Genomic DNA, 14,430 nt, shown 5'->3' on the forward strand with positions numbered 1-14,430 from the left:
TTGCCCGGCACAACCTGTTTCAGGCTGTGCCGGTGGGGTTACTCATCTTCCGGGTTATTCAGCGTGAGTTTCAGGCGCTGGCGGGATTTATTAAAAATTCGGGCTGCATTTTCGCGCCCGGCACGGCGCTGGCGCTGCTCAGCCTCAGGCAACTGGTGCTCCTGCTGGCATTGTTCACTGCAACACCCGTCATATTTCTCCGCACAGGCCGGGCACTGAATAAACAATAAATGGCACCCTTCATTTTTGCAGTTGGTATGGCTGTCGCAAGGTGCCCCACACTGATGGCAGTGAGCAATAACATCAGGTGAGATTCTCTCCCCCATTCGGGCGTCAAACACAAAGTTCTTGCCGATAAACCTTACTGGTAGTCCCTGCTCTCTCGCCTTACGAACATATTCAATAATACCGCCTTCAATATGAGCAACCCGGGTAAACCCCTGGTACTTCATCCATGCACTGGCTTTTTCACAACGGATCCCGCCAGTGCAGTACATGACAATATTTTTATCTTTGTAAGGTGCCATCATTTCTGCCGCTTTGGGCAACTGCTCCCGGAATGTATCCGCAGGGATCTCCAGCGCCCCCTCGAAATGCCCCACCTCGTATTCATAGTGGTTACGCATATCAATAAATACCGTATCCGGGTCATCAAGCATCTGGTTGACCTGCTCCGCTTTCAAGTAATCACCCACATTACTTGGGTCAAATGCCGGGTCGTCGATGCCATCAGCCACAATACGGTCACGCACCTTCATGCGCAGTACCCAGAAAGAACGACCGTCATCATCCAGCGCAATATTCAGGCGCAGACCATCAAGCGCTGGATGAAAACGGTACAACTGTTCACGAAAAGCTTCGACATTGCTCTCCGGCACACTAATTTGTGCGTTGATCCCTTCAGGAGCCAGGTAGACGCGCCCAAAAACCGCAAGCTGGCTAAATGCCAGGTACAGGGCATCACGGGTAGTATTCGGGTCTTCTATCGTGAAGTACTTATAGAAGGATATGGTTTTACGAGGTTCTGTTTCCGCCAGCATGCGGGCTTTCAGTTCCTCATTGGAAACACGGTTATGTAACACTGGCATGGTGTTCATTCTGCTCCTGAAGAAAATAGCCCGGCATGATATAGCAATCAACGCTAAATAACATCCATACAAAATGCGCTACATTTCACGGCTATAATTATGCGTAATTAATGTGACTGGTGATAAAACCATCACTCTGTACTGAGATATTTTGGGCATTATCCAAATGATGCCACAATACGACTAATGGAAATCAGTAATTTCTGATGGGAGCTGCATGACACATTTACCTCAATTCACCCGTTCACTTCTTCACCCCAGATACTGGCTGACCTGGCTTGGAATTGGTCTCCTCTGGTTACTGGTGCTGCTTCCCTATCCAGTTATTTATCGCTTTGGATGTTTCATCGGCCGCATTGCAATGTACGTAATGAAAGACCGGGTAAGTATTGCGCAACGTAACCTGCAGCTGTGTTTTCCACATAAAAGTGATGCAGAGCGTCAGGAACTGGTGGTAAAAAACTTTGAATCTGTCGGTATGGGGTTAATGGAAACAGGAATGGCCTGGTTCTGGCCTGACTGGCGTGTCGCCCGCTGGTTCGATGTTTCTGGCGTTGAAGCTGTTAAACAATTACTGGCTGAAAAACGGGGGATTTTACTGATTGGAGTGCATTTTCTGACACTGGAGCTGGGTGCGCGCATCTTTGGGATGCAGACACCAGGTATTGGTGTCTACCGCCCCAATGACAACCCGCTGATTGACTGGTTGCAAACCTGGGGACGAGTTCGTTCCAATAAAGCCATGCTGGATCGTAAAGACTTTAAAGGTATGGTCAAGGCACTCAAAAGTGGCGAGATTGTCTGGTATGCGCCGGATCATGACTACGGCCCGCGTAGCAGCGTGTTTGTCCCATTTTTCGCGGTTGACCAGGCCGCAACCACTTCGGGTACCTGGATGCTGGCACGGATGTCTAAAGCCTGTATTGTTCCCTTTGTGCCTCGCCGCAAACCCAACGGCGCAGGCTATGAGTTACTGGTGCTGGAGCCCGAACTGGATATTCCGCTCGGTTCAGCCGAAGAAACAGCCACCTGGATGAATAAAGTGGTCGAGAAGTGTATTTTACTCGCGCCGGATCAGTACATGTGGTTACATCGCCGCTTTAAAACCCGCCCGGAAGGGGTACCTTCCCGTTACTAAGTGCCCACCTCTCTGCCTGAGCAGGGAGGTTTTCTTTTACTTCTCACCGCCATCTGGTTGACGCTCACCAGAGTGATGTCTATAAATTCCTGATACCCCGACAACATTGTAACAGGAGTTTATGTATGACCGGCAGCGAACTGAATTACTTCTCCACACTTGAAGAAGCGCTTGATGCAGCCCGCGAAGAGTATTTTGCCAGTCATCCTGACCTTGATGAGGATGATGTCGATATTCAGCAACTCAATATTCAAAAATACATCCTGCAGGATGGTGAAGAGATGTGGGTTGCCTGTTTTTTTGATGACGAAAATGAAGCCGATGAACAGGGTGATTATATTCCTGTGTTGTATGGCCCTGCAGCGCAGGCTGTTTTCAGTGGTGATTTTGATGAAGCAGAGCTGAGAATGGAATGGGCAGAAGAAAACACGCTACATGAATGGGATGAGGGTGAATTTCAGTATGAACCGCCACTGGACGATGAAGAAGGCAGTGCAGCCGCGGATGAATGGGACGAGCAGGAATAATGGTGCGCACAGCCTGATGCCCGGGCCTGATGGGAGTCATCACTCATAAGGCCCGTGATGAGCATCAACCGGCAACAACAGTGTGTCGGCAATCAGTGAAAAGGGTAAATCAATTACCGTCAGGTAGCGCCAGGCGGAATCTCTCACATCCCACTGTACACCGGGATAATACTGGTTACCGTGCCCTTGTCCGGGAACAGTCCGGCTGATTATGCTGCCACAACCACTTAATAATAGTGCCATCACCAGAATACCCGTCGTTCGCAAATTTACCGCCTTTAAAATGAAGCCGTTTGTTTAATCATAGTGAAAAACCAGGACTGCTATTTTTCTCATCTCCCAGTAACAAACAGCCGGCCTGAAGGCCGGCTGAATATACATTACTGAGCTTTGCTCATTTGTGAATCCCCGGAAATATCTTTCCAGGCATTTACCCAGGAAGAATATTTCTCCGGCGCAGTCCAGACACGATAATGCATTCTTGCCATTGTCATCGGGTCACTGAGAAGCACCAGGCGGCGATCACGGTTGAGTTTATCCGGCGTTTCATTCAGTGCCTGCTCAACGTGGCGGTCACGCGCGATTTCCAGCACATCACTCTTACCGTGACGGGCTGTTGCCATTGCCGTAGCCAGCGCATTGTAAGTCGGATGAAAGACTGCCAGCATAAACCCATTGAGCAACTCACGTTCACGGTTACGTTTCAAATACGCTTCCGTATCCACCAGCACTTGCGGTGGTGAATACTCTTCCGGGATCAGGAAGAGCTTCCAGCGCTTAGTGCGCAATCCGTTAGTCGCACGGCTCGAAATCACCGAGACAAATGGCGAGAGGATCAGCGAGAACACGATAGGTGCCAGCCAAAACAGGAACCGCAGATCCAGCCAGGCCATACCGATTGCCCAGACCAGTCCCAGTAATAACTGCGAACCATGGCGCATAAATGCCTCACCCCATGGCGTAGAGTCATCATCGCGCTGAGGCGAATTCCATACCACTTCCCAGCCTAAAAAAGCACTAACCACAAACACGGTATGGAACAGCATGCGTACCGGTGCCAAAAGCACTGAGAACAGCACTTCCAGAATCAGCGAGATCAACAGACGAAACGCACCGCCAAACTCTTTAGAGCCTTTACACCAAATCAGCAATACGCTCAAAAGCTTAGGCAGGAACAACAGCACCATCGTTGAGGCAAACAGCGCTATTGCCAGTTCAGGACGCCACTGGGGCCACACTGGAAACAACTGCCGCGGCTGCAGGAAGTACTGCGGCTCGGTAAGAGCATGTACAACCTGTAAGGCGGTAGACAACGCCAGGAACATAAACCACAACGGCGCAGACAGGTAAGACATCACGCCTGTCAGGAACACAGCGCGGTGCACTGGGTGCATCCCTTTAACCAGGAACAGACGGAAGTTCATCAGGTTACCGTGGCACCAGCGGCGGTCACGCTTCAGTTCATCCAGCAGGTTAGGCGGTAACTCTTCATAGGAACCGGGTAAATCGTAGGCTATCCATACGCCCCACCCGGCACGACGCATTAATGCTGCTTCAACAAAATCGTGCGAAAGAATAGAGCCGGCAAACGAGCCTTCACCCGGTAGCGGCGCCAGCGCACAGTGCTCAATAAAGGGTTTGACACGGATAATGGCATTGTGCCCCCAGTAGTGAGATTCTCCCAACTGCCAGAAGTGCAAACCTGCGGTAAACAAAGGCCCATAGACGCGAGTCGCAAACTGCTGACAACGGGCATAAAGTGTATCCATGCCAGAAGCACGCGGTGCAGACTGAATGATCCCTGCGTTCGGGTTTGCTTCCATTAACCGCACCAGGCCAGTCAGACAGTCGCCAGTCATCACGGAGTCAGCATCCAGTACAACCATATAACTGTACTGGCTGCCCCAGCGACGGCAAAAGTCATCAATGTTGCCACTTTTGCGTTTCACCCGGCGGCGGCGGCGGCGGTAAAAAATCTGCCCTTCCCCACCGACTTCGGCGAGTAAATCCATCCAGGCTTTCTGCTCAGCGACACAAATATCCGGGTTGTAACTGTCGCTCAGGATATAAACATCAAAATGTGCATGTTGCCCCGTTGCTTTTACCGACTCCCAGGTTGCCCGTAGCCCGGCAAATACCCGGTTAACATCTTCATTACAGATAGGCATGATGAGCGCAGTACGGTGCTCGGGGTTAATCGGCTCATCACCCACCGTCGAAGCAGAAATACTGTATTTATCCCGCCCAATAAGCAGTTGTAAAAAGCCCATCAGCGCGGTCCAGAAACCAGCTGAAACCCAGCAGAACAACACAGCGAACAGAATCAGAATGCCACTTTGCAGTACATAAGGCAGTATCTGCATGAACGACACCCATAAATCCTGCCTGACCATATCCGCAGGATTAATCAGTGCCCAGCCCTGGTATGGCAAAATGGTTTTCATATACCAGGTTGCCACGACAGTCTGAGAGAGAGTGAGTAACAGCAGGATATACCGGCGCAAAGTTCCCACCATGCGCCACTTCTGCTCTGCTTTTTGCTCTTCTTTAGACAAGGAGTGATGACGAGGCGAACGCTCACGCCCCAGCAAACGTTCCCAGACACGCCCAATAGGGTTAGTGCGCCAGGGTTCAGGAGCCATTGAAGAGCGGTGGGTTGCAGGCATAGCCTGCAATTGATCACGGCCTTCTTTATCTTTCACCATGACGCTGCTGTTAGCCACCCAAGGCCAGTTCAGAGCGAGACGGGGCTTAACAGAGACCAGTGGCGAATCATCATCTCTTGAAAAAGCACCGGCCTGTGGTTGCAGGGCCTGGTGTATTGCTTTAATTTCCAGCCCTTTAAGAGCTGATTTCTGCGTGTCAGGCAGCGGCAGATTATCAATATAATCAGGCATAGTTTACAGTCAGCTTATTCATTAGCAGGGAGCTGGTAGCTCCAGGTTTCACTTAATGTCTGATCACCATTGACCAGGGCAGCCCGCATTTCTGTGGTCTTTTTCGGATCTTTTATTTTAACGCGCAGAGTTAAACGCCAGCCTTTTGTAACCGGGTTATAACGCACGCTGTTTTCAACAATTTCTCCATTGTCCCCAATGCTGGCCTGAGAAGCCACTGGTGTATTATCCGGCAATGTCTTCATCTGCGGCCCGTCAAAATCGACAATAAATGCGATAGTGCCATCGGGCTGGCGGATAAGGTTGGTTTGTTTCACGTCTCCTGTAGAACGACGGGTCTGCGTTACCCACGCATTATCCGGGTCATGCAGTTTGCTTTCGTCTTTGGTAAACGTCAGTTTGTAATTGAAATCCATTTCCTTGCCCGGATCTGGCAATTGGTCTGGCGTCCAGAACGCAACGATATTGTCGTTGGTTTCATCATTGGTAGGAATTTCCACCAGTTCCACATGCCCTTTACCCCAGTTGCCTTGCGGCTCAACCCAGGCACTTGGGCGCTCGTCATAGCGATCATCCAGATCTTCGTAACGCGAGAACTGGCGGCCTCGCTGCAACAGACCAAAGCCTTTCGGGTTTTCCATGGTATAGGTGCTGACCGCTAAATGTTTCGGGTTATTCAGCGGACGCCAAATCCACTCGCCATTACCGGCATGAATAGACAGGCCATCTGAATCATGAATTTCTGGGCGGTAATTAATCGTTGGTGACGGCTGTTGCGGCCCATACAGGAACATACTGGTCAACGGCGCAATACCCAATTTACCCACTTTATCGCGCAAGTAGATTTTAGACTGCACATCAACCACGCTATCACGCCCCGGGAACAGGACAAACCGGTAAGCCCCGGTGGCACGAGGAGAATCCAGCAACGCATAAATAGTCAGGCGTTTATCTTCTGGTTTGGGGCGCTCAATCCAGAACTCACGAAAGCGCGGGAACTCTTCACCAGAAGGTAACGCTGTATCTATTGCCAGACCCCGGGCAGAAAGCCCGTATACCTGGCCTGCACCAATTACCCGGAAGTAGCTGGCCCCCAGCACACTAAGGATTTCGTCTTCTTTATCTTTACTGTTGATAGGATACAGTACCTTAAACCCGGCGAAACCGAGGTCTTTGACGCTGTCTTTATCGTGCTTCACGTTGCCAAAGTTAAAATAATCCGGACTGTATTTGATTTCATGCACACTGGTCGCCGTCACTTCATTAATTTTGACTGGCGTATCGAAATACATGCCCTGATGGTAAAATTCGAGTCTGAACGGGGTTTTGAGGTTATGCCAGTAGGCTTTATCGTGATTGAACTGAATCTGCTGGTAATCGGCAAATTTCATGTCCTTGAAAACAGATGGCAGATTGCTCTTTGGCGCCTGGTAGCTGCTGCCCGCAAGGGATTTTGCCTGTTTTGCGACATCATCAATGGAGAACGCCCACACAGATGAGGTATAAAGCGACATTAATACTGCCGCGCCGACCCAACGCATTTTCATCATTTCTAGTTTATGTTTCATATTAACCAGCACATCCCCCTTTGTGTGCTTAAATCAATCCGATCCATTCTAAAGTATACTCCAGGCTTCCGACAACCAAATCCCCTCCTGGTTTAACACACTGGCTCATGGATTAAACAACCGGCAACAAGTTTGCTTCCAATATGTCCTTTAATCCTGGAGACAGCCTCTGTCTCTTCGTGTAAGTTAGCCCGGACTGTAAACAATTCATCGCTCAGGGATAAGGTGAAAAGTCTGAGATTGTTGGAGTTTTATGAGTAATACACCAGTGCAACGAGAATTTTTTCTCGATTCTATCCGGGCATGGTTAATGATTTTAGGGATTCCGTTCCACATATCATTAATCTACTCCACCCACCAGTGGCACATTAACAGTGTCACGCCATCCTTGTGGCTGACCATTTTCAATGACTTCATCCATGCATTCAGAATGCAGGTCTTTTTCGTTATTTCTGGCTACTTTTCCTGGATGCTCTACCTGCGCTACAACCGGAAACGGTGGTGGGTACTACGCACAGAGCGTGTGGCTGTTCCCATGCTGGCATCCATTCCACTCCTGACACTGCCACAATTTTTCCTTCTGCAGCATTTAAGTGGTGAAAACCGTCGCTGGGGAAGTTTTACGTTATACCAGAAATATAACACGCTGGTCTGGGAGTTGATTTCCCATCTGTGGTTCCTGCTTGTGCTGGTTATTCTGACGACACTAGGTTTAGTTTTGTTTCAAAGAATAAAACGGGGCAAAGGGTTCTCATGGATATTTCCCGACCCAGAAACGTTAACTTTAGGAAAACTTTCGGTTATATTTTTGTTGTTAGGTTTAAGTTATGCCGCCCTGCGCCGCCTGATTTTTATTTTCGCGCCACAAATTCTTTCTGATGGGCTGTTTAATTTCACTATTATGCAACCCTTGTTTTATCTGCCCTTTTTCTTGCTTGGCGCACTTGCATTTAAATACCCATTACTAAAAGCCCGCTTCATCCATCCACATGTTGGGTGCTGGGCCGGTTCTCTGGTGGGCGTTGCCGCCTACATGCTTAACCAGCACTATGGTAGTGGAGATAAGTGGTTATATGAAACTGACAGCGTGATAACCATGCTGCTCGGCGTATGGATGGTCAATGTAGTCTTTTCCTTCGGGCATACTTTACTTAACAGCCATTCACCTCGTGTGACTTATTTTGTCAATGCCTCTCTGTTCATTTATCTGGTTCACCACCCACTCACACTCATTTTTGGTGGTTTCATCATGCCGCATATTGCATCCAACACGCTGGGCTTTCTCGCTGGCATGGTATTCGTGATGAGTATTGCCATCATGCTGTATGAAATTCATCTGCGCATCCCTGTGCTGCGTTTCCTTTTTTCCGGGAAACCCCAGCGCAAGTGCAACACCGTGACAGTTTAACTCTCCAGTCTGGCAGAACATATCTGTCAGACTGAATCATAATTCATCAGCAAGTGCTGGTATAAATCATGCGTTTCCTGGTCATAACAACAAAACACCACCTGATGTGGTAAAGAGTGGTTGCGCAAGAAATCACATACGGTACTCATCGCAATCTGTGCTGCGGCCGGTTTTGGGTAACCGTAAATTCCCGTACTGATTGCAGGAAAAGCAATGCGCTGGTAGCCATGAGATGCCGCCAGTTGCAGGCTATTATGATATGCATCAGCCAATAACCCCGCTTCATCGTGATCTCCCCCCTGCCATACCGGCCCAACAGCATGGATAATCGCCTTTACCGGTATATCACCAGGCCCCGTAATTACAGCCTGCCCGGTCGGGCAGGCACCATTCTGCCGGTAAATTGCTGAACATTGCTCCAGTAACTCAGGCCCGGCCGCATGGTGAATCGCCCCATCAACACCGCCGCCACCCTGTAATTGCGCATTTGCTGCATTGACAATAACATCAACATCAAGAGACGTGATATCGCCAGAAATAACAGAGATACGAGACATATTCCCCCCTTTTACCGCAGAAAAAACACCTGTCTCCCGGGGATGCCCGACAGGACTTCCTGTTATAAGGGTAGTCCGGCCTCCGGCGATAAACTGCTTACCTGCTCCCAGTTTTATCTCAATTCCCCATCAAGCCTCTGGCGACATCTCTTTTCTGTTGCCATTTTTTTACCAGGGAAAACCACTCTGCGAGGTACCTGACTCTTCAACCGATTTAACCGATGCAGTGGCGTTATCATTACTTAAATAAAATTATGTCATCAATACAGTTTTATCTTAAGAATTCCATAAAAAATAAAAGCCACTCAAAAAAGTGATTAACATACGATAACGCCCTGAAATATAACAATATAAATTTAATAAAATCAATAAGTTAAATAAGAAAGATCATAAAAAGAAGTATTTTTTTATTTCCAGATAAATTCGACTGCATTCATTCCATAAGTGATATTGAAATAATTTTAAATCTAAATTTACTAAATGTTACATCCAAAAGGTTTGCCTGAACAAGCTAACTGAATAAATTGAAACAATAGATTTTCATTGCCTTTTGATTTCGCACCCTCAATGGATGAATGGGGTGATAACGTCACACAGCAGCACGTCACCTGTCAGTTGAAAAAGGTTTGCCGTAATTGTGAAAACGTTCTATTGCAGGTGCCATAAACCCGTGGAGTTACATCATGTATCATGAATTCCATCGCTTACATGCCCAGACATTATTGTTGATAACCAGGCCATCGCTTCTTTCCACGGCATTGTTTCAGTATCTGCGTACAGAGCTGGACCTGGATGGTCACATCCATAATATCCAGCAACCTCTGGAAGCCATCCCTGGCAATACGCTTATCCTGTTTGATATGGCATTTGCTGAACGTAACCATATTCATTACTGGCAAGAAGTACTTAGCCATACCACATCAAGTAGCCAGGTTTTACTTATCAATATGCCAAACACACAACCTGAGCATAATGTCAGTAACTGGCAGCATATTGCCGGCGTATTTTTTGTCAGTGAGAGTGAAAAGAGCGTACTGGAAGGTATTGGTGGTATCTTGCGTGGAGAACACGACTTTTCAAGCCAGGTTGCCAGCCACTGGATGAAATCATCACAACGCTCTGAACCTTATATCTACGAATCTTCTTCACTGACTCAGCGTGAAAAAGAGATCCTGAATAAATTGCGCATTGGCGCATCCAACAATGAAATTGCCCGTTCGCTTTTTATCAGTGAAAATACGGTTAAAACTCACCTGTACAATCTGTTCCGTAAAATTTCAGTTAAGAACCGTACCCAGGCTGTTTCCTGGGCCAATAATCATATGATGTAAAAAACCGGCACTGATGCCGGTTTCTCTGTTTTTTTATCGTTCTGCAGGGCAGGCTGCAATATTTACGGTTGTGACTGCTCACCTTCTTCCTGAAGTTCATCCCACATAGCCTGAATAGCTTCGCGAGTCACCTGGGCCAGTGTGCGCCAGAACACTGTTGTAGCATGTGCTTCAACTTTGCCAAGGAAAGTGCCGCACCAGGGAAGCAGAAAACTGTCAAACAGGGTTTGCAGCGCGAGTGACTCACCTTCCTGAGCCTGGTCTTCAAGCCAGGATGCCGCCAGTAAAATGCCACCAAAGTTGTCTGCCGGGGCATCTGACAATGGCATACCACGGCTGCTGAGAAACTCACGGATTTCAGCTTCGCTACTCCCTTCAACCCAGCTGCTGCGCAATGGGCTCACTCGACACTCATCTCCCACAAACAGCATGTGGTAGTCTGCGCTTACTGCTGCCATGTCTGTATGCTCTTGCAAGCGAGACAGCAGTTCCTCCTGCTCCAGTGGCCAGCTTTGTGCCAGCTTACCTTCCTGAATCGCCGTGTAGAGCGGTACCAACAATGGATCCTGAGGTTGACGGTAAAATAGCGAACCTAAAATACGGCAAAGAATAGAAAACTCATTCATTATCATGACCTTTTCCAGGCACCAGCCTGCAGGGTTAATTCAATTGCAGCAAATTCAGAGTGCTGCGAACTCTTCAACAGGTGTCATGCCATGGGATTCCAGAAAATCCAGTAACCGGCGTGGCGATACATTTAAAATGCGTTCGCGAGGAAAAGCGACTTTATTGAGGATCTTTTCACATTCATGAAAATGCCCAAGAGTGAAGGCGGTATGCGAATCGGACCCTAATGACAACCATCCTCCGGATTCCTTCACTGCCGCAGCAATTTCAGTGCAATTAGCTTCAGACCCTTTACGTGAATGGGTAAACGAGGAGTTATTCAGCTCCAGCGCCACATTGTAACGCGCTGCTGCTTCAGCAATGGCCGGGATATCAACAGGAAATTTGGGGTTACCGGGGTGGCTGATGATATGGACTTGACCGGATGCCATAGCCGCAATCATTGCTGTGGTATGGGTGTCTTTATCTGCCGGAGGGAACACAGGCTCATGAAAACCGGCAACGACCAAATCCAGTGAATCACGCATATGCCCCACGCAATCTGTTTCACCATCGGTATTTTTAATGTTCGCTTCAATACCACGTAAAATCCCCACACCATTAACTATCCGCGGCCAAATGCGCATATTGACGAAGTGCCAGTAGTGCGGTGCATCCGCCATTTCCGGACCGTGGTCAGTAATTGCAAACAGTTTGATACCAGCAGCTTTCGCCTGAGCGATGTAATCGTGAAGGGTGCTGTATGCATGGGTACTGGCAACCGTATGCATATGCAAATCTACGGGGTACATAGCAATCTCCTGTTAAAAACAACAACAATGATAACAGTTATCTTTCCGGATGTTGATACAGCTGTGTGTCAGTAACCACGTTCTTTATCGACCTGCCCTGGTGGGATAGCGCCTTGCTTAAGAGCATTTATCAATTTTGCTAAATAGATGACAGCGTCATCAAGCCGGGTGGAGGCAGCAATATGCGGGGTAATTGTTACACGCGGATGTCTCCACAAAGGGTTATTTGCAGGTAAAGGTTCCTGACGCACAACATCAAGCGTAGCACGCAGAATCTGCCCTGATTCCACTGCAGCGAGGAGGTCATCTTCGACAACATGCGCACCACGCCCGAGGTTCAGCAGAAATGCGCCTTGTGGTAAACGCGCCAGTAAAGCCTGGTTAATCATGCCCTCTGTTTGCGGGGTGTGTGGTAATAAATTAATAAGCACCCGTGTTTCTGCTAAAAATGCATCCAGCGACTCGTTGCCGGCAAAACTGCTCACACCCGGCCAGTCTTTCGGTTGGCGGCTCCAGGTACGTAATGGAAAACCCCAGGGTAACAGGCTTTCTGCCACACGCTTGCTCAGTACACCAGCCCCGAGGATGCCGATAGTAAAGTCACTGGACTGATACTCTTCCAGAGGTTCCCAGCGCCCTTCACGCTGTAACGCCTGGTAGTCATCAAACCGGCGAAACCAGCGCAATACCTGGCTTACCGCGAATTCCTGCATTTGTTTTCCCATACCGGCATCTTCAAGGCGATACAGCGGGACATGGGCCGGGATAAAATCCGGGTCCTGTTTGAGCTGATTAAGCACGGAATCCACTCCGGCACCAAGTGCAATAACGGCCTTCAGGTTGTGCCGCCCGGCAAGCATTTCCCGCGGTGGGTGCCATACCAGTGCAAAATCTGCGGGTGCGTTATCACCCGGTTGCCATATGCGCACGGTAGTACCGGGCATAGCTTGCTCCAGGCTGTGTACCCAGCGAGCTGAATCAAAATCGGGGTGGTAGAAAAGTATCTGCATTTCGCCTCCTGTTTTGCACAGGCTTACTGCAAAGTGACATTAGCGCAAGGTCTGTGGGAGAAAAAACGGCATTATTTGTTGGTTTTGCCAGCATTTTGCGTGAAGTTTAGCTAAACGATTCTTTTTGCAAAAAAGTTGATTGACGCTGGCAGCGCTTTTCCCTAAATTAAGCGCCGTTCCATTCCGGTGGTTCAATAATTTGGTGAGGTGTCCGAGAGGCTGAAGGAGCACGCCTGGAAAGTGTGTATACGGCAACGTATCGAGGGTTCGAATCCCTCCCTCACCGCCATATTCTTAGAGAAGCTCGTACTTAGGTACGGGCTTTTTTATTGCCCGAAACTCCCAGAGGGAGGGTGAGAACCCTCGTCAGGGTTCGACTGATACCGCAGGTATCAGGACAACCTGTGCAACAGGTTGCCCCAAAGGGGTGAGCGCAGCGAATCAATCCCTCCCTCACCGCCATATTCTTAGAGAAGCTCATACTTAGGTACGGGCTTTTTTATTGCCCGATACTCCCAGAGGGAGGGTAAGAACCCTCGTCATTCCCCTGCATAATTCACCACGCAGGTGCGTTGGCTGTGCTCGTTCGCACCGGTCACTTACTCCAGTAAGCTCCCGGCAACTCTCTGCGCTGCCGCCTTCCTGCACGGCGAATTATTTTGGGGAAACCCTCACTGAATGTGGTTCATAACCCAGATATGTTTTCCTGTCTGGTTATTACACTTCCCCGTTCACCCTTCCCAATCGAGGCAAAAAGCGCCAGCCCTGAAGCGACATCCACAGAACGTACCATTTACCCCTAAGGAAGTCCTAAGTTTCATTTGCCAGAATAACAGACATCAAAGATATCCTCGGTTTTTTGGGTGGTGCGCTATATTGCACATGTTGCCCATCTATGGAGAGCCATAATGTACCGAATTGATGTTTTACTGAAATCGCAGCGGAATTATATTCGCCAGTTTATCCGTTCCCCACGGACTATCGGCACACTGGTTCCTTCTTCTCCGTGGCTGTGCCGCGCCATGATATCCAGTGTGTCCTGGGGGAATATTACCCGGGTAGCAGAACTGGGAGCCGGGGAAGGCGTGCTGACCCGAAAAATTCTGACAATGATGCCGAACGATGCAAAGCTTGATGCTTATGAAATCGATCCGTCCTTTCTGAAAACACTCTCACGGATTAATGACAGCAGGCTGCAAATCATTCCCCACTCAGCTGAGTTACTGGAGCAGCGCTATGACATTATTTTTTCATGTCTGCCTCTTTTATCACTGCCACCAAGAATACGCCTGAAGATATTAAAAAAAGCATCAATACAACTCACGCCAAATGGTTCATTTATACAGTTTCAGTACACTCATGGGTCTGAAAAATCGCTGTCACGTTTTTTCTCCTGGGAGAAGGTATTCGAAGTGCGTAATTTTCCTCCCGCATGGGTGTATAGCTGTAAAGCGATGCAACAAGAAACGTGCTTACCTGGCTAAAAAT

General features: G+C 48.7%; 13 protein-coding genes, 1 tRNA gene and 1 other RNA gene. 7 read left to right on the plus strand and 8 right to left on the minus strand.

Going from position 1 to position 14,430, the window contains the following annotated elements:
- Positions 1 to 38: 38 nt before the first annotated feature.
- On the minus strand, positions 39 to 1,088 hold the full coding sequence (gene trhO / locus A9B99_RS22820) for an oxygen-dependent tRNA uridine(34) hydroxylase TrhO (protein ID WP_064601424.1): 1,050 nt from the start codon (positions 1,086 to 1,088) through the stop codon (positions 39 to 41).
- 217 nt (positions 1,089 to 1,305) lie between these two features.
- On the opposite strand from trhO, the gene A9B99_RS22825 reads away from it, so the two are divergent.
- Together A9B99_RS22825 and A9B99_RS22830 are read left to right on the plus strand one after the other, a co-directional pair.
- Positions 1,306 to 2,226 (plus strand): Kdo(2)-lipid IV(A) acyltransferase, encoded by a 921-nt coding sequence (locus tag A9B99_RS22825; protein ID WP_064601392.1) that lies wholly within the window; start codon positions 1,306 to 1,308, stop codon positions 2,224 to 2,226.
- Positions 2,227 to 2,351: 125 nt separating this feature from the next.
- A complete protein-coding gene (locus A9B99_RS22830; protein WP_064601393.1) occupies positions 2,352 to 2,753 on the plus strand; it encodes a MysB family protein in 402 nt (133 codons plus the stop codon).
- A gap of 39 nt (positions 2,754 to 2,792) precedes the next feature.
- Here the strand turns inward: A9B99_RS22830 and A9B99_RS22835 are convergent, their stop codons facing one another.
- The 3 genes from A9B99_RS22835 to mdoG form a co-directional block, all read right to left on the minus strand.
- Entirely contained in the window at positions 2,793 to 3,020 is a 228-nt protein-coding gene (locus A9B99_RS22835; protein WP_064601394.1) for a YceK/YidQ family lipoprotein, read from the minus strand.
- A 113-nt stretch (positions 3,021 to 3,133) separates the two neighbouring features.
- Entirely contained in the window at positions 3,134 to 5,650 is a 2,517-nt protein-coding gene (mdoH, locus tag A9B99_RS22840) for a glucans biosynthesis glucosyltransferase MdoH (protein ID WP_064601395.1), read from the minus strand.
- Between the two features lie 14 nt (positions 5,651 to 5,664).
- Positions 5,665 to 7,200 carry a glucans biosynthesis protein MdoG gene (gene mdoG, locus A9B99_RS22845; protein WP_156519122.1) on the minus strand — a complete coding sequence of 512 codons (1,536 nt, stop codon included), beginning with the start codon at positions 7,198 to 7,200 and terminating at the stop codon, positions 5,665 to 5,667.
- 271 nt (positions 7,201 to 7,471) lie between these two features.
- Between mdoG and mdoC the strand changes: the two genes are divergently transcribed.
- The gene (gene mdoC, locus A9B99_RS22850) at positions 7,472 to 8,626 is read left to right on the plus strand and encodes a glucans biosynthesis protein MdoC (RefSeq protein ID WP_064601396.1); all 1,155 of its coding nucleotides are present in this window, start codon (positions 7,472 to 7,474) and stop codon (positions 8,624 to 8,626) included.
- 26 nt (positions 8,627 to 8,652) lie between these two features.
- Here the strand turns inward: mdoC and A9B99_RS22855 are convergent, their stop codons facing one another.
- A complete protein-coding gene (locus tag A9B99_RS22855) occupies positions 8,653 to 9,183 on the minus strand; it encodes an O-acetyl-ADP-ribose deacetylase (RefSeq protein ID WP_064601397.1) in 531 nt (176 codons plus the stop codon).
- Between the two features lie 683 nt (positions 9,184 to 9,866).
- On the opposite strand from A9B99_RS22855, the gene csgD reads away from it, so the two are divergent.
- The gene (gene csgD / locus A9B99_RS22860) at positions 9,867 to 10,514 is read left to right on the plus strand and encodes a biofilm master transcriptional regulator CsgD (RefSeq protein WP_064601398.1); all 648 of its coding nucleotides are present in this window, start codon (positions 9,867 to 9,869) and stop codon (positions 10,512 to 10,514) included.
- Between the two features lie 62 nt (positions 10,515 to 10,576).
- On the opposite strand, the gene A9B99_RS22865 is transcribed toward csgD, so the two are convergent.
- The 3 genes from A9B99_RS22865 to ghrA all read right to left on the minus strand — a co-directional run bounded on the left by A9B99_RS22865 (position 10,577) and on the right by ghrA (position 12,942).
- The gene (locus tag A9B99_RS22865; RefSeq protein ID WP_064601426.1) at positions 10,577 to 11,140 is read right to left on the minus strand and encodes a TorD/DmsD family molecular chaperone; all 564 of its coding nucleotides are present in this window, start codon (positions 11,138 to 11,140) and stop codon (positions 10,577 to 10,579) included.
- A gap of 54 nt (positions 11,141 to 11,194) precedes the next feature.
- Complete coding sequence (locus tag A9B99_RS22870) at positions 11,195 to 11,932, minus strand: phosphatase (RefSeq protein ID WP_064601399.1); 738 nt, start codon at positions 11,930 to 11,932, stop codon at positions 11,195 to 11,197.
- A gap of 68 nt (positions 11,933 to 12,000) precedes the next feature.
- Positions 12,001 to 12,942: a glyoxylate/hydroxypyruvate reductase GhrA gene (ghrA, locus tag A9B99_RS22875; RefSeq protein ID WP_064601400.1), complete on the minus strand. Its 942-nt coding sequence runs from the start codon at positions 12,940 to 12,942 to the stop codon at positions 12,001 to 12,003.
- 201 nt (positions 12,943 to 13,143) lie between these two features.
- On the opposite strand from ghrA, the gene A9B99_RS22880 reads away from it, so the two are divergent.
- The 3 genes from A9B99_RS22880 (at position 13,144) to A9B99_RS22890 (ending at position 14,426) form a co-directional block, all read left to right on the plus strand.
- Positions 13,144 to 13,231 (plus strand) — tRNA-Ser (locus tag A9B99_RS22880).
- A 44-nt stretch (positions 13,232 to 13,275) separates the two neighbouring features.
- Positions 13,276 to 13,404: non-coding RNA, RtT sRNA (locus A9B99_RS22885), on the plus strand.
- A gap of 446 nt (positions 13,405 to 13,850) precedes the next feature.
- Positions 13,851 to 14,426 carry a class I SAM-dependent methyltransferase gene (locus A9B99_RS22890; protein WP_064601401.1) on the plus strand — a complete coding sequence of 192 codons (576 nt, stop codon included), beginning with the start codon at positions 13,851 to 13,853 and terminating at the stop codon, positions 14,424 to 14,426.
- Positions 14,427 to 14,430: the final 4 nt, after the last annotated feature.

This window comes from Mangrovibacter phragmitis, assembly GCF_001655675.1.
Classification (GTDB): Bacteria; Pseudomonadota; Gammaproteobacteria; order Enterobacterales; family Enterobacteriaceae; genus Mangrovibacter; species Mangrovibacter phragmitis.

Coding starts and splice junctions, on each gene's coding strand:
- trhO (WP_064601424.1), bottom strand. CDS start 1,088: ATGCCAGTGTTACATAACCGTGTTTCCAATGAGGAACTGAAAGCCCGC.
- A9B99_RS22825 (WP_064601392.1), top strand. CDS start 1,306: ATGACACATTTACCTCAATTCACCCGTTCACTTCTTCACCCCAGATAC.
- A9B99_RS22830 (WP_064601393.1), top strand. CDS start 2,352: ATGACCGGCAGCGAACTGAATTACTTCTCCACACTTGAAGAAGCGCTT.
- mdoH (WP_064601395.1), bottom strand. CDS start 5,650: ATGCCTGATTATATTGATAATCTGCCGCTGCCTGACACGCAGAAATCA.
- mdoG (WP_156519122.1), bottom strand. CDS start 7,200: ATGATGAAAATGCGTTGGGTCGGCGCGGCAGTATTAATGTCGCTTTAT.
- mdoC (WP_064601396.1), top strand. CDS start 7,472: ATGAGTAATACACCAGTGCAACGAGAATTTTTTCTCGATTCTATCCGG.
- A9B99_RS22855 (WP_064601397.1), bottom strand. CDS start 9,183: ATGTCTCGTATCTCTGTTATTTCTGGCGATATCACGTCTCTTGATGTT.
- csgD (WP_064601398.1), top strand. CDS start 9,867: ATGTATCATGAATTCCATCGCTTACATGCCCAGACATTATTGTTGATA.
- A9B99_RS22865 (WP_064601426.1), bottom strand. CDS start 11,140: ATGAATGAGTTTTCTATTCTTTGCCGTATTTTAGGTTCGCTATTTTAC.
- A9B99_RS22870 (WP_064601399.1), bottom strand. CDS start 11,932: ATGTACCCCGTAGATTTGCATATGCATACGGTTGCCAGTACCCATGCA.
- ghrA (WP_064601400.1), bottom strand. CDS start 12,942: ATGCAGATACTTTTCTACCACCCCGATTTTGATTCAGCTCGCTGGGTA.
- A9B99_RS22890 (WP_064601401.1), top strand. CDS start 13,851: ATGTACCGAATTGATGTTTTACTGAAATCGCAGCGGAATTATATTCGC.